This window comes from Pseudarthrobacter sp. NPDC092424 (genome assembly GCF_044754925.1).
Lineage (GTDB): Bacteria > Actinomycetota > Actinomycetes > Actinomycetales > Micrococcaceae > Arthrobacter.
In genome coordinates this window covers 339294-356993 of sequence record NZ_JBIVQC010000001.1, presented here as the reverse complement: position 1 = coordinate 356993, position 17700 = coordinate 339294, and the positions used below count along the sequence as shown (strand labels likewise).

Below are 17700 nucleotides of genomic sequence, written 5' to 3'. Positions count from 1 at the left end.
AGTGATGATTAGCAGACGTGACGCAGCAATTGCCCTCGACATACCCCTTGAAATGGCGCAGCGCCACGGCCTGCCCAAGTGGATGGCGGAGGAGGAACTCGGGGCCCTGCTGGACAACCCGCCGCCGTGGCTGGTGCAGTCGCGGGCCAACCGGACCGGGAAGCGCCCGGTGTGGGTCCACTTGGTATGTGCAGTGTGCGGCTACGAGGAAGCAGCCCGGCCCAAGAAGTGGTGGCCCGACTTCAGCTTTGTTGCCTGCGAACACCACACCAGGCAGGAAGTGCCGGAACGCCCCGCCGGAGCCGTCCGGAGCGAATTCGAAGCGGTCGGCACGCGCTTCATCGGCGTCGTGGATGTCGTAGACCAGTAACAGGCAGTTCGGTGCGCTGGTTCAGTTTCGACGCGCATCTTTCCTGACGCCCCCATATATGGGCCGCGTCAGGGAACATCCGCGTCGAGAATGATGCTCCCGGGCAACGCAAAAAACACCCCGGTCCAAGGACCGGGGTGTTTTCACAAAAAGTGGAGATGGGGGGAATTGAACCCCCGTCCGATGTCGTGTTGTCAGGGCTTCTCCGGGCGCAGTTTGCGTCGGATTTTCTCGGCCCCAGCCATGCTGCAAACAGCTGGCTGATCCGGGCCCAGTCACCTAAGAGTCCCGTTCACCCCGATGACGAGGGTAAACAGCAGTGGCTATCTAAATGACGCCAGGAACCGGGGCGATAGCAACCCCGGGCTGACGGACTGTCTTACTGCTTAGGCAGCAAGAGCGAAGTCAGTGCGCTTAGATTCGGCACTTATTGGTTTGCAGACAGCGTTAACGAGATAATTCTGCATCCTCGGCCCGCTTCACCTGTCGCGACTAACATCGTCGAAACCGATCATCCCCGTATTTTGTTACCAAACCGGCAGGCATGCCCACCGGACTATTTATCATAACGCATGACCCCCGCGAATCATTCCCGGACGCCGGCAGGGTCAGCGGCGGCGGTTGCGTTCCCGCATTTCGCGCTGGGCTTCGCGGTTGTCCTGCTGCTCACGGAGGGTCTGGCGCTTGTCGTATTCCCGCTTACCGCGCGCTACGCCGATCTCCACCTTGGCCCGGCCATCCACGAAGTACAGCTGCAGCGGAACCACCGTATACCCGGATTCGCGGATCTTGTGGGCGATCCTGGTGAGCTCCTCGCGGTGCAGGAGCAACTTGCGGCGGCGGCGCGCCGCGTGGTTGGTCCAGCTGCCCTGGTTGTATTCGGGGATGTGGATGGCTTCCATCCACAGCTCGTCATTGTAGAACGTGCAGAAGCCGTCCACCATGGAGGCATGCCCCTCGCGCAGGGACTTCACTTCGGTGCCCATGAGCGCGATACCGGCCTCATAGGTATCCAGCACATGGTAGTCGTGCCGGGCCTTGCGGTTGGTGGCCACCACTTTCCGGCCACTTTCTTTAGGCACGGGAGTACTCCTCAATCCAAGAATCCGTCGGCCTCCCGGCCTGCCGGCCGCGGAGTCCTACCAGTGTACGGCAGCGCCGGCGTGCTCCTAGAGCAGCCCCATCGGGTCCACCGCGGAGCCGTTCAGCCAGGTTTCAAAGTGGGCGTGACAGCCGGTGGAGTTGCCGGTGTTGCCCGAGTAGGCGATGAGCTGCCCCTGCGAAACCTGCTGGCCATTAGCGACTACGATGCTGGCGTTGTGATAGTAGATGGTGGTCAGGGAATTGCCCTGGACGACTCCGTGCGAGATCTTGACCCGCCAACCGCCGCCGTCGGCCGAGTTCCAGCCGGAGCTGAAGACCTCGCCGGCCGCCGCCGCGTAAACGGGTGTGCCGCAGGCAGCTCCGAAGTCAATGCCGGTGTGCATGTAACCGCCGGTGCCGTAGAAGTCGATGGTACCGGGCGGTGTGGCGCGCCAGCCAAAGCCCGAGGTGATCGGAACGCTGGAGGCGAAGGGGTGCCGGAGTCCAAAGGCCGACGGCGATCCCACCGGCGGCACGAACGGCCGGGACGGGGGCGGGGGCTGGTTCCTTGCTGCCGCGGCGGCGGCAGCTGCGGCCGCAGCGGCAGCAGCACGCCTGCGCTGTTCGGCCAACCATGCCTCGCGAAGCCGGCGGTCGCGTTCCTTGATTTCGGCCGCAACGGCGACCTGGTTCGCCTTCACACCCGCGAGTTGTGTCTGGATTGCAGGTTTCGCGGCCTGCAGTTCCTTGTTAAGCCGGGTGGTGTCGGCAATGAGCTTATCCACCTTGGACTTCTTTGCCGCCGCTTCATCCCTGGCAGCTTTTTCACGCACCAGGGCAGCGTCAGCCTTGGCCTTGAGGTCCCTGATCTCCGCTTCCACTGCCTGAAGGCGGGCCTGGGAGTTCACATTGGTGGCGTTCTGCTGGGAGAGCTTGTCCATGGCCGCGTTCTGGCTGCGCATCGCCTGGTCTGCCAGGTCCATGGTCTCCGTCAGGCTGGAGCCGCTGTTGGAGCCGAAGAAGAGGGAGAGATTCGACGGCACTCCCCCGGACTTGTAGGCCTGCGTGGCGATCTGCCCGATCAGCTTCTTAGTGTCGGCAATTTTCTTCTTGTCGGTTTCCAGCTGCTGGGTGATCTTGGCCTTGTTCTGCTGTGCCATATCCACGCGGGCGGACAGTGCTTCCACTTCCTTGACCGCACCTGCCACCCTGCCCTGCGCTTCGAGGAGAGCCTGCTGCGCACCGGGGAGCTGGCCCTGATAGATGACCAGGTCGCCTGCGGCCTTGGCGATGCGGGCGTCAACGAACTCCAGCGACTGCTGCACGCGGGCCGCTTCAGCGTTCAGGGCTGCCTGCTTGTCTTCCAGTTCGTCGGCGAACGCCGCGGGAGCAGACGAGGCAAGCCCGGCGGCCAGGACCACCGCAATGACACCACTCATGAGCGAGGTCCCGCGCGCACGCGGGCGCCCGCCATGGCTGCGCCGGCGGCTCTTTATTTGGTCCATGTCATTCATAGGCTTTCCTTGTTCGGCTTGCATCAGCTTAGACGCGCAAGTATCGGCGTAGGGTCAAGAGTGACGAAATTCCCGCTAAGGATCCGCCAAGGATTATCAAGGCGGGCGCCAGGATCAGGGTCTGGCTGGATGAGATAAACGCGGTGTCCGGGTACTGCCGGGACATGAAGTCGCCCAGGAAGAAATGGGCCACCGCCCACAGAGTTCCGGAAGCCAGCGTGGCGCCGATAACCGCGGCGATGACGCCCTCGAGGATGAACGGCAATTGGATCACTGTCTTTGACGCGCCCACCAGGCGCATGATGCCTGTTTCGCGCCGACGGCTGAACGCGGACAGCCTGATGGTCGTGGCGATCAGCAGGATGGCACAAACAATCATGACTCCGGCGATTCCCACTGCAACAAGGGAAGCCCCGTTCATCACCGAGAAGAGCCGCTCCAGAAGCTGCCGCTGGTCAATGACGGTTTCCACGCCCGGCTGGGAGGAGAACGTCTCGCTGATGATCTGGTACTTCTCCGGATCCTTCATGTTGATCCGGAAGGAGGCAGGCAACTGCTCCGGCGTGACGGAGTCAACGATGGGCGAATTCGAGAACTGGTCCTTGAAGTGCTTGTAGGCCTCTTCCTGGGACTCGAACTGGAAGTCGTTAATGTACTGGCTGACCGCCGGCGATTCGAGGAGGGCGCTAAGGTTCTCCTGCTGCTCGGCGGTGACGGGCCCGCCGGCGCAGCCCGCCGCCGTCGAACCTTCCCCACACAGGAAGATGGCCACCTGGACTTTGTCGTACCAGTAGCCCTTCATCTGGTTGATCTGCATTTGCAGCATGCCCGCGGCGCCCACGAAGGTGAGCGACACGAAGGTCACCAGGATCACGGAGACCACCATGGAGACGTTGCGGCGCAGGCCGCTGCCGATTTCGCCGAGGATAAATGCAAGCCTCATCGCGGCGCCTCACCTTCCGCGGCGGCACCCGGCGCGGCTTCGGGTTCCTCCCGGCCGCTGGCGTCCTTCAGCCGGCGGGATTGCCCGACGACGGGGATCAGGGAGGTGTACAACGCCTTGGCTTCGTCGCGGATCACCACGCCATTCTTGAGTTCAACCACGCGTTTGCGCATCTCGTTGACGATGTCGTCGTCGTGCGTTGCCATCACCACGGTGGTGCCGTTCTGGTTGATCTTGTCCAGGACGCCCATGATGCCCATGGACGTGGTGGGATCAAGGTTTCCCGTGGGCTCGTCGGCGAGGAGGATTCCCGGGCGGTTGACCACCGCGCGTGCGATGGCGACGCGCTGCTGCTCGCCGCCGGAGAGCTCGTGCGGCATGCGGTGTTCCTTGCCTTCGAGCCCCACCGTCTTGAGTACCTCGGGCACGGTGTCCCGGATGACGCTGCGGCTCTTGCCGATCACCTGCATGGCGAACGCGACGTTGGCAAAGACGTTCTTCTGTGGCAGCAGGCGGAAGTCCTGGAAGACGACGCCGATGCCTCGGCGGAGGCGCGGGACCCGCCAGCTCGAAATCTTGGCGACGTTCTGGCCGGCCACGTAGACAGCGCCGGAGGTGGCCCGGTCCTCTTTCAGGACGAGCCGCAGGAAGGTCGATTTTCCGGAGCCGGATGCGCCGACGAGGAAGGCGAACTCGCCCCGCTCGATCTCAAGGCTCACAGAGTCCAGCGCTGGCCGGGCTTTTTGGTCGTAGACCTTGGTGACATTCTCGAATCGGATCATGGCCCTAAGTACCCTGCAGCGGCTGGGCCGGGACGGCACAGATCTGCAGCCGGTGCACGGGTTTTCGTTGGGGGAAGTAGGGCCCCGGCCTTTCGACTATACGCAGGACCCGCGGCCTCTTCGCGGGGTTTGGGGCGGTGTGTCGCAGGATCGGCCGTCCGCCGCCACCACGTTCACTGCGCCCGCGGACGTGCCGGGCCTACTTCTCAGCGTTGCGGTTGTCGGTACGCCAGCGGATGCCCGCGTCGATGAAGTCGTCGATTTCGCCGTCGAACACTGCAGAGGTGTTGCCGACTTCGTGTTCGGTGCGGAGGTCCTTGACCATCTGGTACGGGTTGAGGACGTAGGAGCGCATCTGGTCACCCCAGGATGCCTTGACGTCTCCCGCCAGGGCCTTCTTTTCCGCGTCTTCCTGTTCTTTCTTGAGCAGGAGAAGCCGGGACTGGAGGACACGCATGGCCGCCGCACGGTTCTGCAGCTGCGATTTTTCGTTCTGCATTGACACTACGGTGCCGGTGGGAATGTGCGTGAGTCGCACCGCGCTGTCCGTCGTGTTGACCGACTGGCCGCCGGGGCCGGAGGACCGGAACACGTCCACGCGGATCTCGTTGTCCGGAATCTCGATGGAGTCCGTCTGCTCGATAAGGGGGATGACTTCAACGGCGGCGAACGAGGTCTGCCGGCGGCCCTGGTTGTCGAAGGGGCTGATGCGGACCAGCCGGTGCGTTCCTGCTTCCACGCTCAGGGTGCCGAACGCGTAAGGGGCCTTAACCTCGAAGGTGGCGGACTTGAGCCCGGCTTCTTCGGCGTAGGAAGTGTCCATCACTGTGGTGGGGTAACCGTGGCGCTCAGCCCAGCGCAGGTACATGCGCAGCAGCATTTCCGCGAAGTCTGCGGCGTCCACGCCGCCGGCGCCTGCCCGGATGGACACGACGGCTTCGCGTTCGTCGTACTCGCCGGACAGGAGGGTGACAACTTCAAGGTCCTTGAGTGCCTTGCGGATGGATTCCAGTTCCGCGGCGGCCTCCCCCATGGAGTCCGCGTCGTCTTCGTCCTCGCCAAGTTCGACGAGGACTTCGAGGTCATCGATGCGGGACGCGAGGCTGGTGAGGCGTTCCAGTTCGGACTGGCGGTGGGACAGCCGCGAGGTGATTTTCTGGGCCGCAGCCGGGTCGTCCCACAGGTCCGGTTCGCCTGCCCGCTCGCTGAGTTCTGCGATGTCTTCCTTGAGCGCGTCAATATCGGTGACCCGTTCGATGGACTCATAGGTGGCGCGGAGAGCGCGGATTTCTGCGGAAAAATCAATATTGGCCATGGTCGTTTAAGCCTACGCTATCCGGTGGAAACGTCCGGTCCCGGCCTCAGCGGGTCAGCCGGGACCGGGCTGTGGACGAGGCCTCGATGGGGATACCGCCGGGAACAAGGAAGTTCGCCACAGGCGGCCGCACCACCGCGGTGAGGACTACGACGGCGGTCGTTCCGTCCGGCGTGCCGGTCGACGGGGCGACCGCGAGGCTGTCGAAGCGCAATGATCCGGGGCTGCGGGTAACGAAATCTGCAGCAGCGTTCCTGACGCGGGCAGCATTAAGCGAGGCCGACGGCGGCCCGCCCCTGGTCTCCACCTCACCCAAGGTGTAGCTGTCGGCGGCGGCCAGCGCGGCGCCGTCGGCCAATGAGAGCAGGCGCTTGTGCTCGAGGTAAACGGAGGAAATGCCGATGACCACGGTGGCAACCAGCAGCGCCAGGGCCACGAATCCCAGGATCATGACGGTAATTTGCCCGGCCTCGCGGTCCTGCTGCTCCCCGGGCGTCACCTTTTTCACGGAGGTCACCGGAACCTGCCCACCAGCTGGGTCGAGGACGCCTCTACCTCTGTGGCGCCCAGACGGAACCCCTCTCCGAAGGGCAGGAAGGGCAATGGTACGTCCAGGCTGACCGTGACGGAGACGGTACTTCCGGCGGACTGGCAGTCGGCCGGGGCACAGGCCACCGCCACCCGTGCAGCTTCCGGGCCGTGCCCAAAGTCCTTGAGCGCGATGGCTACTGCCTGTTCGGCAGCTGCCAGCGCGGACGCTTCGTCCGGCTGGGCGACGTAAACCTTCGCGGCCTGGTCCGCAGCACCCACTACTGCGAAGGAACCGCCCTGGAGCTGGGCGACCGTAATGATGAAATAGACGACCGGGACCATCAGCAGCAACGCGAGGAAGGTGAACTCCACAACCGCGCTGCCCCGTTCGCCGCCGGTCGGGCGGCCGGACCCTGCTGTGGGGTCTCCGTCGCCGAGGCCGCGGCGGAAGAATGCCAAGGCTCGGGAGAACCCGGCCCGCGGAAGGTATCGGCCGGGGCTTGCCGGGCGGCCTGCCCGGAATCTCCCTGGGCACTCACGGCTGGACAGCGGCATGGCCCTTCACCTCCAGCATCTCCCGTGGACCGATCAGGCCGATGACCGGCAGCGGCGCACGGACCGTGACTTCGAGCGTCCGGAGACCACCCACTGTCACCTCAGCGGTGGTGACGTGCTCGGCGAACCCGGGGTTGAGGGCGAGGCCTACAAGGCTGCGGGTCCGTTCCTCCGCGTCCGCGGCTCCCCGATCTGCGAGTGTCCCGTACCGCGCGCCGGAAGCCGCAGCGTCGATCAGCGTGTTCCGGACATGCAGGACGAGTGCCAGTTGGACGATCGCCATGAAGAACAGCGTGAGCAGGCTGCCTACCAGGACAAAATCCACCACTGCTGAGCCTTGTTCGCGTCCTTGTGAACCGTCCCTGCGCACGGCGGCCGCCCGCGGTTCACCGCCCCTTCGTGCCCTGCCCCGCCCTGGGACAGCCATGGGTCAGCTTCCGACCCTGTCCATTGCCTGGTTGAACATGGTCTCCAGGGCGGGCCCGGCGAGCGCGAGCAGTGCTGCGACCAGGACCGCGGACATCAACGTGATCATGACCCAGCCCGGGACGTCGCCGCGTTCAGGATGGTCCGCAGGATGGCGGGCTGGTGCGCTGCTTCCGGTGACGTCGATCAACAGCACGGCCAAGCGGAGTCCCATTTTCTTCATTTCTAGTCCTGTTCCTTGAGTTGCAGCGGTTTGTCAGGTTCACGGGGAGCTTTCCTAGAATCCCAGATTGATCGCAGCGATGCCCGGAAAGACGGCGAAAATGACGGTGAGGGGCAAAACGCCAAAGACGAGCGGCACCATCATGGCAATCTCCTTCTTGCCGGCAGCTTCCATGAGTTCCCGTTTTGCCGTGTCCCGGACGTCCTGCGCCTGGGCGCGGAGCACGTCTGACAGCGGCGTGCCGCGTTCTGCCGCGACGATTATTCCGTCGACGAACCGAACCAGCGGTGCCAGGTCGGTGCGGGCAGAGAACTCCTGGAGCGCCTGGACGAGGGGCTTGCCCGCCCGTGTCTCGGCGATGATCTTGGCAAACTCCTTGCTGAGTTCTCCTTGCGAGCTACGGCAGACCCGGTCCAGGGCGCCGCTGGCGCTTTCACCCGCACTGACCGCAAGGGCCATCAGTTCCGCGAGGCTGGGGAATTCGGCCATCATGCGTGCTTCACGGCGGCGGATCTGCACGCCCAGCCAGTAGTCGCGCATCATGAAGCCGCCAACGGAGCTGCCGATCACGACAATCACGGCGAAGACAGGATTGAACCGTCCGGCGGCAGCACCGAGCACAATGACGATGAGCGCCGTGGCGAAGCCTGCCGCCGCCCAGAGCATCTGTTCCGCGCGGAAATCCACGGAGGCCTTCCTGATTCCGGCCTGGGCAAGCCGCCTGTCCGTTGCACCGGGTGCCGGGTTGAGCCGCCCAATGCCGGCGAGGGCGTCGCGGAGGATCGGGCGGAGGATCCGTTCAAGCGGGCCGAAGGGTGTCACGTTATGTTCGCCGGCGCGCAGCAGTCGGGATTCGAGGTTCTGTGCCTTCAACTGGGGTTCGATGCGCTCGGCGAGGGTTGTGGCGCGCATGTAGGGGGAACGGAAGATGACAAGCCACAGCCCGGTTCCCAGAAGGATGCCAAAAACAGCCGCGAGCGGATACCCCGGAGTCATCGCAGCACCCGTTCGTCTTCAGGAAGTGCGCCGATGCGGAGCATTATCGAATAGCAGAATAAGGAGACCACCAGGCCGCCCACCAGGACCCCGGCACCCATAGCGGTGTTGTACGCCTGCACGGCCTCGGGTCGGGTGGACAACAGGAGCATGACAAACCAGGGGGCAGCCACGGCAAGCCGGGCGGCGTTGACCGTCCATGACTGGCGCGCTTCGAGCTCGCTTCGCGTCCTGGCACTCTCCCGCAGGAAGTCGGCCAGTGTGCCAAGCAGCTTGCCAAGGTCAGAACCGCCCACCTCCCGCGTAAGGCGCAGGGCTTCGACGATCCTGTCCGCGACCGGGTCCGCCAGCCGGTTCTTGAGTTTGTTCAACGAGCCTTCGAACTGGCCACCGGCCCGGTAGTCCGCCCCGAACTCCCGAAAGACCTGCCGGAGTTCCTCCGGGCCCTTGTCGCCAAGTTGGATAAGGGCTTCGGGCAAAGGCAGGCCCGCCCGGATGGCGGAGCGAAGGTGGTCGACTACGTCGGGCCAGAGTTGGCGCAGCAGCGCCGTCCGCTTCTTTGCACGCCACCGCAGGATGGTGATTGGCAGCCATCCCGCGAACAATCCGAAGCAGATGGCGATGGGCAACGAGCCGCTTGCAGCAAAGAAAACCAGCGCCACGAAGGCGCCCAGGGCCATGCATGTTCCCAGCAGCCCGCCGACGGAGACTTTGTCCACGCCTGCCGCGGCCAGGAGGTCAGCCAGCCGGTTGGGCCGCGCTTCCGCCGGGGCCGCGGGCGGCAAATCCCAACAGGACCACCAGACGAGGAAAAGCCCTGCGCCGGTGGTGACGCCGAGAAGTGCCGGAATCATCGCAGGTCCAGCAGCGCGGCGACGTCGTAGCCGGCCCGCGCGAACTTCTCAGCGGATGGCATGGCATTGGCCCGGGGTTGGAGAGAGCCGTCGGTCATCACAAAGACAGGCGATGACTCGATGATCCCGTTCTCCACGCGGCGGCCCAACGAAAGAATCTCCGTCACTTGCCGGCGCCCGTTTGCGTGCCGGCTGCAGTGGACCACCAGGTCGATGCACGACGCGACGGTGGGGACCACAAATGCCGACGATATGTTGTCGCCTGCGAGGAGCGGCAGCGTGCAGAGCTTGGTGACGGCGTCATGTGCTGAATTCGCGTGGATGGTGCACATTCCTGGCATGCCGGAGTTCAGTGCGATGAGCATGTCGAGGCTTTCGGCCTCGCGCACTTCGCCTACTACGAGCCGGTCGGGACGCATCCGGAGTGCTTCCTTGACCAGTCGCCGGAGCGGAATTTCGCCCTTGCCCTCGAGATTGGGCTGCCGGCACTGCAGGCCCACCACGTCGCGCAGCGGGAACTGCAGTTCGAAAATTTCCTCAACGGTGATCACCCGTTCCCGGCTGCCAATCCCCGCAGCGAGGCAGTTCAACATGGTGGTTTTGCCGGCCTGCGTGGCGCCTGAGACGAGGATGTTCAGCCCGCTGGAAACGGCTGCTCCGAGGAACCGTGCCGCCTGCGGGGTGAGCGTTCCCAACTCGACCAGGTGCTCGAGCCTGCTGGCCTTGATGACGAACTTCCGGATGTTGACGGCCCAGTGGCGGCGGGTAACGTCCGGAATCACTACGTGCAGCCGGGATCCGTCCGGCAGGGCAGCATCCACAAACGGTGTGGACATGTCCAGCCGCCTGCCTGAACTCTTGAGCATCCGTTCCACCAGGTCGCGGACCTGCTGTTCCGAGAGGCTGAGGGAGGTCAGTTCAGATTCGCCGTTGCGGGCCACGTATATTTCGTGGGGGGCGTTGATCCAGATCTCTTCGATTGTCGGGTCATCCAGCAATGGCTGCAGGACGCCAAAACCGGCGACGGCGTCGAACAGGAACTTACGAGCCGCATCCAGGGGGCCAAGTGGAGGAAGCGGCCCAACGAGTGCACGCTCGTCGTAATCCGTGACGGCCGCCTCGACAAGCCTCCGCACTTCTCCGGCCTGCCTGGACGGGTCCAGGCCTCGGCGACGGATGAGCTCGCGGACCTCGTCCTCAACTATCCCCAGAGCGTCCACGCAGTCCCCCAAATGATCCGCTGCCCCGGCCGGGGCGGTGCAACTGGGTAAAGCTTAAGGACTGTACATCACACAGCCAAGTCATATCAGGCGTGGTGTGGATAACGGGGGTTCACCGGAAGATGTTGAACGCGCTCCAGCCTGAGCCCACGGTCTTCGGACTTCCCCACGCCCCACTGTTGACGGGGTAGTAGGCAAGGCGGCCGTCGGTCCAGCGGGCCATCAGCCCGTGGCTTCCTGCGCCCTCGTACCCCTCCAGGCGGGTGATGGAATCTATGTTGTTCCAACCCGACCCGATACGGGACCTCGCTTCGGGCATGAAGGCGCCGGCACCGTTGGAGCGATAAAGAATCAGGCTTCCGTCGCTGCGCTTAGCGAGGATGTCCTGGTTCGAGTCGCCGTCGTAGTCCGCCATCGTGATGTAAAGCCCGCTCCAGCCGGAGCCGATGAGCACGCGGGAGCCGAAGGTCCCGTTTCCGGTGTTGGGGTAGTACCACAGGGTCCCCGCGGGGTCGTACGCGACCACTCCCGGGTACTTGTCGCCGTTCTTCCACATGCCAACGGTTACTTTGAAGCCGCCCCAGCCCTGACCGATGGCTTTGGCGCTTACGAAACCTCCCGCGGAGCGTCCCTCGTAGTAGGTAAAGCGCCCGTCCTTCCACTGGGCAAGGACGTCGAGAACGCCATCCTGGTTCCAGTCTGTGACAAATCCGGTTTGCACGCCCGACCACCCCGCACCGATTGCTGCGCGTGGCAGGAACCCGCCGTTGCCGTTGGACGGATAGTTCCACAGAGTTCCGTCGGGCCCGACCGCCAGGGTGTCGGCAGTGCTTCGAACCGAGGCGCTGGCCGGGGCCGGTTCCGGCGCCGCCGGGGCCGGGGCCGGAGCCGGAGCCGACTCTGAGATTCCGAGCAGAGGGTCAGCGTACAGCAGCAGATTCGGTGTGCCGCTGGTGGCTCCTACAATCTTTCCGGGTTCAGCTTTGGCCAGGAGCCTGGCCCCAACCTCAGCCGGGCTGAGCGCCGGCGAGACAGACAGCACGGCGGCGGCTGCCCCGGCCACATGGGGCGTGGCCATGGACGTTCCCGACAGTGAAGCCGAAGCAGAATCCGAGTCCTTCCAGGCTGAAGTTATGGCGACGCCGGGTGCGTAGAGGTCGACGCACCGTCCGTAGTTGGAGAAAGAAGCCTGCCGGTCTGCCGAGTCGCTGGCGGCAACCGTCAAGGCCGCCGGCACACGGGCAGGAGAACGGCCACAGGCATCAGTCTTTGCATTTCCGGCGGCGGCTACCACGGTGACGCCGTCACTAATGAGTCCATTGACTGCCGAATCCATTGCGGTACTGGTGAAACCGCCGATGCTCAGGTTCGCCACCGCGGGCGTGCCGGTCTGGTGTTGGGCCGCGATCCATTCCAGGCCCGCGATGACATCAGACGTGTATCCGGAGCCGTCGCAGGCGAGGGCGCGTACTGGTACCAGGGTGGCGGTCTTTGCAACGCCGTATGCTTTACCCGCCGCAGTGGCCGCAACATGCGTCCCGTGTCCGTTGCAATCCCCCAGGCCGTCGTTGACTACGCTCCAGCCCTTCGCGACCCGGCCACCAAAATCAGCGTGGGTTGCCCGGATGCCCGTGTCTACAACGTAAATGCGGACACCGCTGCCTGAGGCTGTATAGCTGTAACTGCCCGACAGGGGAAGCGCCCGCTGGTCAACACGGTCAAGACCCCATGTGGCAGGCTTCTGCGTCTCGTCGATCCCGACCAGCGAATCGGGCTCAACGGACAGTACCCGCTTGGACCGGGCCACGGCTGCGGCTTGACCGGCTGTGGCGGTGACCACGGCGCCACGGAGAACGTTGGAGAACGTCCGTCCGACGCCGATGCGCTGCGCCCGCAGGCCCCTCGCCTCTGCGGCCATATCCGTGCCAGGCGCATATGTCACGACGTACCGGCGTTCCGCCTCGTCCGGTGCCGGAGCGGTAGTGGCGGCGGTCGCGGGCAGCGCCCCCGGGAGAAGCATGAAGGAAGCCAGGACTCCTGCTGCGATGGCGGGACCGCCGGATTGGAAACGAATGGTTCTTCCTCTTCCTCGTGTGGGCAGCAGAAAAGTGCGGCGCGCGTGGGGTTTACAGTTCTTAACGCTAACCGCTGGCCACATCCCTATCGGAACACCTTCGCGATTCCTTGGCATAACCTGCGGCTTCCGCGTGGCGCGCCTTCAGGAGAGCCTGCATCCGAGGTGCGCACCTTATCCGGGCCTGTTTTAAAGGTGTACGCCCCGGGCACCAAAGGGGGCGGTTGCGCCCTGGTGATAAATTTGACCGGTGATGTCTCAGCTCCCCAGCCCCAATGCTGTACTCAGCCCCAAGTCGGAGCGGCTGCATTGGGTGGACACCGCGAAAGCCGCCGCCATACTGCTCGTAGTGCTTTACCACGTGGGCGGCACCGGGGTAACCATGTTGTTCCCTGGTACAGACAGCGCGGCTCTGACCACGTGGAATGACTTCAGCCGCATGTTGCTGCCCTTGAGAATGCCGTTGTTTTTTCTTGCGGCGGGCATGCTGGCTTCGAAGGCAATCCACCGGCCGTGGAGAGAGTCCTGGCGTTCCCGGTTCGCGGACATCCTGTGGCCCTACCTGCTGTGGAGCATCGTTTTCTCCCTCGCCGCGGGCTTTGCCTACAGACCTGCCGACCCTTGGGGCTATGCGGCATTTAGTTTGGGAACAGTCTTCCAAGGGGGGACTGCTTACTGGTTTCTGCCCGTACTCGTGGTGTTCTTTATCGCCGCCAAGCTGTTGCGCCGGCACTCGCAGCTGGCAACACTAATGGCGTTGCTGGTCCTGGTTGCCCAGCCGGCAGTCAAACGGCTAATCCCTGAGTTCGTCCCTGACACCATGGCAGCCAACATCGGCCGCATCGCCATTTTTGCTCTCTGGTACTTCATCGGCTGCTACGCGTCAACGCAGGTGAAGCGTCTGGCTGACACTGGCACCCGAATGCTGGCCCTGGGGGCGGTGCTTATGTACGCCGGGTTGGCCCACTTGGTGTATGGCCGCGGCACTGAGCTGCCCGTAATTACCGTGATGACCATTACGGGGCTGGTGGCGGCCATCATGGTTTCCGTATGGGCGTCCCGTTTCGGTCCTGTAAGGACGGCGTCACGGTACCTGGCTGCCCGCACGTTGCCGCTCTATTTGCTTCACCCTGTGATTCTGGCGGTAGTCGGTGGACTCGCCGCTTTCTTTGGCGGCGGGAGAAGCACCATCCCGCAGGATCTGGCCGTCCTCAATGCGGCGGCTGTTCCAGTCTTACTTCTCGTTGTCACGGCTGCTTCCCTGGCGCTGTACGACCTGGCGGTCGATTCGAGGTTCCGGTGGCTCTTCAAACCTCCACTGCGGGCAGCACATCCTGCGGCTTTGGACGTCAAAGCGGCGAAAGAGTCACACTCCCGCGCCTGACGAAACCGCTCCCACGGCCGCCTCGATCTATGGCTGACCGCAGAGACGCTTCCTAGCGGGAAGGGGTGTCCTGATATCCGTACGGGTTGGTCTGTTGCCAGCGCCAGTGGTCAGCACACATCTGCGCCAGGTCGCGTCGAGCCGACCAGCCCAAGTCAGCGAGAGCCGCAGAGGCGTCCGCGTAACTCACTGCCGCATCGCCCGGCCGCCTGGCGGCGAACTCGTACGGTATCCGGCGGCCCGCGGCCTCACTGAAAGCCTCGATGACCTCGAGCACTGAAGACCCCCGCCCCGTGCCCAGGTTCCATCTGAACGTGCCCGTAGCCCGGTCAAGATAATGCAGCGCAGCCAAATGCCCTGCCGCGAGGTCCATCACGTGTATGTAGTCCCGCACCCCCGTCCCGTCGGGCGTCGGGTAATCGTGCCCGAAAACCATGACCTTGTCCCGGCGTCCCACGGCCACCTGCGCTACGAACGGCAGAAGGTTGTTGGGCACACCCCGGGGGTCTTCTCCGATACGACCGGACTCGTGCGCGCCCACGGGGTTGAAATACCGCAGCAGGGCTATGCTCCAGCGGGGGTCCGCCGCGCCAAGATCGCTCAGGATGTCTTCGATTTGCTCTTTGGTCCTGCCATATGGGTTTGTGGCATCCATGGGGGATTTCTCGGTCAGGGGTACGTGTTCGGACGCCCCGTAAACGGTTGCGGAGGAACTGAACACCAAACGCCGCACTCCTGCGGTTTCCATGCTCTCCAGCAGGTTGACGGTACCCACAACGTTGTTTTTGTAGTAGGCAAGCGGACGCTGCACGGACTCCCCCACCGCTTTGAGTCCAGCGAAGTGGACGACGGCGTCGACGCCACCTTCCGCAAACACGGCATCGACCGCTTCCGCGTCCAGCAGGTCAACTTCGCGAAAATCAACAGTGCGCCCGGAAAGCTCTTCGACCCGGCGCAGAGACTCGCTGCTCGAGTTCATGAGGTTGTCCAGCACGATGACGTCATGCCCCTCCTGGAGCAGGCACAGAGTAGTGTGGGACCCGATGTAGCCGGCCCCGCCGGTAACCAAAACCTTCATGCCTGCAAGTCTAGGGCGGCCAGCGGAAGGCAACGCACCCATGCATTGCGCCCCCGCCCGCCGGCCCGCCCAATATGGCCCCGCCGGCAACTCACGATAAAGTTGCTCCTTGTGATCTCCAACCCTGCCCTCGTCGTGCCCGCACAAGAGTCGCACAGTGTCAGTCCATCAAAGACCGGCCGTTACCAGCCGGAGATCCAGGGCCTGCGCGCCTTGGCGGTCCTCGTCGTCGTCCTCTACCACCTGTGGCCGAACCGACTGAGCGGCGGCTATGTCGGCGTCGACGTATTTTTTGTGATTTCGGGATATCTGATCACTTCGCACATGTACCGGGAAGTTGAGCGCACCGGACGCGTCGCCCTCGTCCAGTTCTGGGCCCGCAGGATCCGCAGGCTCCTGCCGGCTTCCATCTTCGTGCTCGGAGTATCGCTCCTTGGGGTCTTCCTTTGGATGCCAGCCACCGTTTGGGAAGTATCTGCGCGGCAGGTCGCCGCAAGCGCCCTGTATGTCCAGAACTGGATCCTGGCCAACGACGCCGTCGACTACTCGGCCATGCACAATGACGCCACCGTTGCGCAGCACTACTGGTCGCTGTCCGTCGAAGAACAGTTCTACCTGGCCTGGCCAGTCACCCTCATGGGCGTACTGTTCCTGGCGCGTCGGTCTGCAAAACGATCGGGCAGAACCGAGGTGCCGTCCCCGCGGACCACACTGATCCGGGGTATTGCGCTTGTGGGTGCCGCTTCCCTGGCGTACTCCATCCTCTTGACAGCGCAGAGCCAGGCCACCGCCTATTTCGTCACACCAACACGCGTGTGGGAGTTTGCCGCCGGTGCCCTGGTCTCACTCCTGTTCCTTGACCGCCAGTTCACCGGAAAGACTGCATCGCTGCTTGCATGGGCGGGAATAGCCCTGATCTGCATCTCGTCATTCGCATATGGCGCTGCAACCCCGTTCCCCGGCTGGACTGCGACGTTGCCTGTGGCCGGAACCGCGCTCGTACTCGTATGTGCCGGAAGCGGCGCCCGGTCCGCGCCGGCCTGGTGGCTCTCCCGCCGCCCAATGACCTTCCTCGGGGACGTGTCTTACGGCCTCTACCTTTGGCACTGGCCGCTGATCGTCCTCGGCCCGTACATTTTGGGGCAAGGCCTCGGCCTGGCTGGAAAAGTCCTCGTCCTGGTGCTCTCTGTGTTGCTTGCATGGCTGACAAAGATCGTTGTTGAGGATCCGCTGCGACGCGGAAAGCTTCTCCGCGCTTCCTGGCGTCCATACGCGTTCGCTGCCGGAAGTTCCGCGCTGGTTGCGGCTCTCTGCTTCGGCCTGGCAACAGCGGCTTATGCATCGTCCGGCAACACGGATACCCGGAAGCTCGGAGTCTGCTACGGCCCAGGCGCGCTGCAGCCGGCCAACGACTGCGGCCCCGTCTCCGGGATGGAAGCGCCCAGCCCGGGGCCGGCAACAGTCGCCAAGCAAAACACCGAGCCCGCCTACAAGGGTTGCCAGACGGGGATAACCGAAAGCGAGGTCCTCAGCTGCAACCTTGGGGTGGATAAGGACACAGCCGAAACCACTGTCGCCATCGTCGGCGACTCCCACGCGACTGCGTGGTTCGCTGCCATGGACGAGCTCGCAAAGTTGCAGCGCTGGCACGTGAAGACCTATACCAAGGGGTCCTGCCCCGCCTCAACCGCTATAAGGGTCCTTCCCTCGGAGACCACGGATGAGGCGCAGCGCACCTGCGTTGAATGGAACCGCAAGGTGAATGCCCAGCTCGAAGCCGACCGGGACATTTCCACTGTTTTTACCGCATCCTATTCGACGGCCTACACGTTCAAAGCCGGTCCGGACAGCCCCACCAAAGATCCTGCGGTGGACGGTTTCAAGGAAACCTGGCGCAAATGGATGGACGCAGGAAAAGAAGTGGTGGCTTTCGACGATGTGCCCCGGACCAATGGGGAATTCGTCCCTACGTGCCTGGCCAACAACCCGGACGACCCTCTTGCCTGCGCCGTGCCCCGGACCGAGGCGTATCCCGCCAATACAGCGATTGGCAACGCCGGGAGAGCCATGCGTGCGGAGGGTGTCCGACAAATCAGCCTTAGGGAGCAGTTCTGCGACGAAAAGATCTGCTATCCGGTTGTAGGGTCAATGATCGTGTACCGCGATTATTCGCATCTCAGTGCCGAATATTCCAAGGCCCTTGTTCCGTACATTTTGGAGCAACTGTAGCGATGCTTCACCAGGCACTGAAAGCTCTGCAGTAACAAAGGCCACAGGCTTCACTCTGGTATCGCGGGCGGGCGGATGCTATCGTTTCGGCGTCAAGACCTCGCGAATTGATGCATCGGTTTC

The 17700-nt window shown here is 63.8% G+C and carries 17 protein-coding genes and 1 other RNA gene; 3 read left to right on the top strand and 15 right to left on the bottom strand.

Annotated features, from left to right (window positions below; genetic code table 11):
* Positions 1–4 precede the first annotated feature (4 nt).
* The gene (locus ACIQCN_RS01680) at positions 5–370 is read left to right on the top strand and encodes a hypothetical protein (protein ID WP_400609092.1); all 366 of its coding nucleotides are present in this window, start codon (positions 5–7) and stop codon (positions 368–370) included.
* Between the two features lie 150 nt (positions 371–520).
* Here ACIQCN_RS01680 and ssrA read toward each other — a convergent pair.
* The 14 genes from ssrA to ACIQCN_RS01610 all read right to left on the bottom strand — a co-directional run bounded on the left by ssrA (position 521) and on the right by ACIQCN_RS01610 (position 12832).
* Positions 521–889, bottom strand: a transfer-messenger RNA (tmRNA) gene (gene ssrA, locus ACIQCN_RS01675).
* Positions 890–978: 89 nt separating this feature from the next.
* Positions 979–1452: an SsrA-binding protein SmpB gene (gene smpB, locus ACIQCN_RS01670; RefSeq protein ID WP_400603247.1), complete on the bottom strand. Its 474-nt coding sequence runs from the start codon at positions 1450–1452 to the stop codon at positions 979–981.
* An 87-nt stretch (positions 1453–1539) separates the two neighbouring features.
* Positions 1540–2967: a peptidoglycan DD-metalloendopeptidase family protein gene (locus tag ACIQCN_RS01665; protein WP_400609090.1), complete on the bottom strand. Its 1428-nt coding sequence runs from the start codon at positions 2965–2967 to the stop codon at positions 1540–1542.
* 28 nt (positions 2968–2995) lie between these two features.
* Positions 2996–3910, bottom strand: a complete 915-nt coding sequence (ftsX, locus tag ACIQCN_RS01660; protein ID WP_400603245.1) for a permease-like cell division protein FtsX — start codon at positions 3908–3910, stop codon at positions 2996–2998.
* Positions 3907–4692, bottom strand: coding sequence for a cell division ATP-binding protein FtsE (ftsE, locus tag ACIQCN_RS01655; protein WP_400609088.1), 786 nt, complete (start codon positions 4690–4692; stop codon positions 3907–3909). The genes ftsX and ftsE overlap by 4 nt, the downstream gene beginning before the upstream one ends.
* A gap of 199 nt (positions 4693–4891) precedes the next feature.
* The gene (gene prfB, locus ACIQCN_RS01650) at positions 4892–6007 is read right to left on the bottom strand and encodes a peptide chain release factor 2 (RefSeq protein WP_400603243.1); all 1116 of its coding nucleotides are present in this window, start codon (positions 6005–6007) and stop codon (positions 4892–4894) included.
* Positions 6008–6053: 46 nt separating this feature from the next.
* Complete coding sequence (locus ACIQCN_RS01645; protein ID WP_400609086.1) at positions 6054–6524, bottom strand: pilus assembly protein TadG-related protein; 471 nt, start codon at positions 6522–6524, stop codon at positions 6054–6056.
* On the bottom strand, positions 6521–6997 hold the full coding sequence (locus tag ACIQCN_RS01640; protein ID WP_400609084.1) for a hypothetical protein: 477 nt from the start codon (positions 6995–6997) through the stop codon (positions 6521–6523). Before ACIQCN_RS01640 ends, ACIQCN_RS01645 begins: the two co-directional genes overlap by 4 nt.
* A gap of 76 nt (positions 6998–7073) precedes the next feature.
* A complete protein-coding gene (locus tag ACIQCN_RS01635; RefSeq protein WP_400604251.1) occupies positions 7074–7418 on the bottom strand; it encodes a TadE family protein in 345 nt (114 codons plus the stop codon).
* Between the two features lie 105 nt (positions 7419–7523).
* Positions 7524–7742 (bottom strand): hypothetical protein, encoded by a 219-nt coding sequence (locus ACIQCN_RS01630; RefSeq protein WP_400603240.1) that lies wholly within the window; start codon positions 7740–7742, stop codon positions 7524–7526.
* A gap of 54 nt (positions 7743–7796) precedes the next feature.
* Positions 7797–8738 (bottom strand): type II secretion system F family protein, encoded by a 942-nt coding sequence (locus ACIQCN_RS01625; RefSeq protein ID WP_400609082.1) that lies wholly within the window; start codon positions 8736–8738, stop codon positions 7797–7799.
* Positions 8735–9592: a type II secretion system F family protein gene (locus tag ACIQCN_RS01620; protein ID WP_400603238.1), complete on the bottom strand. Its 858-nt coding sequence runs from the start codon at positions 9590–9592 to the stop codon at positions 8735–8737. The genes ACIQCN_RS01625 and ACIQCN_RS01620 overlap by 4 nt, the downstream gene beginning before the upstream one ends.
* Positions 9589–10812, bottom strand: coding sequence for a CpaF family protein (locus tag ACIQCN_RS01615; RefSeq protein ID WP_400609080.1), 1224 nt, complete (start codon positions 10810–10812; stop codon positions 9589–9591). Before ACIQCN_RS01615 ends, ACIQCN_RS01620 begins: the two co-directional genes overlap by 4 nt.
* A gap of 112 nt (positions 10813–10924) precedes the next feature.
* Positions 10925–12832: a S8 family serine peptidase gene (locus tag ACIQCN_RS01610; RefSeq protein WP_400609079.1), complete on the bottom strand. Its 1908-nt coding sequence runs from the start codon at positions 12830–12832 to the stop codon at positions 10925–10927.
* Positions 12833–13199: 367 nt separating this feature from the next.
* On the opposite strand from ACIQCN_RS01610, the gene ACIQCN_RS01605 reads away from it, so the two are divergent.
* Positions 13200–14270 (top strand): acyltransferase family protein, encoded by a 1071-nt coding sequence (locus ACIQCN_RS01605; RefSeq protein WP_400609077.1) that lies wholly within the window; start codon positions 13200–13202, stop codon positions 14268–14270.
* A gap of 52 nt (positions 14271–14322) precedes the next feature.
* Here ACIQCN_RS01605 and galE read toward each other — a convergent pair whose 3' ends face one another.
* A complete protein-coding gene (galE, locus tag ACIQCN_RS01600) occupies positions 14323–15348 on the bottom strand; it encodes a UDP-glucose 4-epimerase GalE (protein ID WP_400609075.1) in 1026 nt (341 codons plus the stop codon).
* 111 nt (positions 15349–15459) lie between these two features.
* On the opposite strand from galE, the gene ACIQCN_RS01595 reads away from it, so the two are divergent.
* On the top strand, positions 15460–17577 hold the full coding sequence (locus ACIQCN_RS01595; RefSeq protein WP_400609073.1) for an acyltransferase family protein: 2118 nt from the start codon (positions 15460–15462) through the stop codon (positions 17575–17577).
* Positions 17578–17700 lie beyond the last annotated feature (123 nt).

What these genes read in the sequence shown, in the direction of transcription:
- ACIQCN_RS01680 (WP_400609092.1), top strand. Translation starts at nt 5, where the DNA reads ATGATTAGCAGACGTGACGCAGCAATTGCCCTCGACATACCCCTTGAA.
- ACIQCN_RS01665 (WP_400609090.1), bottom strand. Translation starts at nt 2,967, where the DNA reads ATGAATGACATGGACCAAATAAAGAGCCGCCGGCGCAGCCATGGCGGG.
- ftsX (WP_400603245.1), bottom strand. Translation starts at nt 3,910, where the DNA reads ATGAGGCTTGCATTTATCCTCGGCGAAATCGGCAGCGGCCTGCGCCGC.
- ftsE (WP_400609088.1), bottom strand. Translation starts at nt 4,692, where the DNA reads ATGATCCGATTCGAGAATGTCACCAAGGTCTACGACCAAAAAGCCCGG.
- prfB (WP_400603243.1), bottom strand. Translation starts at nt 6,007, where the DNA reads ATGGCCAATATTGATTTTTCCGCAGAAATCCGCGCTCTCCGCGCCACC.
- ACIQCN_RS01630 (WP_400603240.1), bottom strand. Translation starts at nt 7,742, where the DNA reads ATGAAGAAAATGGGACTCCGCTTGGCCGTGCTGTTGATCGACGTCACC.
- ACIQCN_RS01625 (WP_400609082.1), bottom strand. Translation starts at nt 8,738, where the DNA reads ATGACTCCGGGGTATCCGCTCGCGGCTGTTTTTGGCATCCTTCTGGGA.
- ACIQCN_RS01620 (WP_400603238.1), bottom strand. Translation starts at nt 9,592, where the DNA reads ATGATTCCGGCACTTCTCGGCGTCACCACCGGCGCAGGGCTTTTCCTC.
- ACIQCN_RS01610 (WP_400609079.1), bottom strand. Translation starts at nt 12,832, where the DNA reads ATGCTTCTCCCGGGGGCGCTGCCCGCGACCGCCGCCACTACCGCTCCG.
- galE (WP_400609075.1), bottom strand. Translation starts at nt 15,348, where the DNA reads ATGAAGGTTTTGGTTACCGGCGGGGCCGGCTACATCGGGTCCCACACT.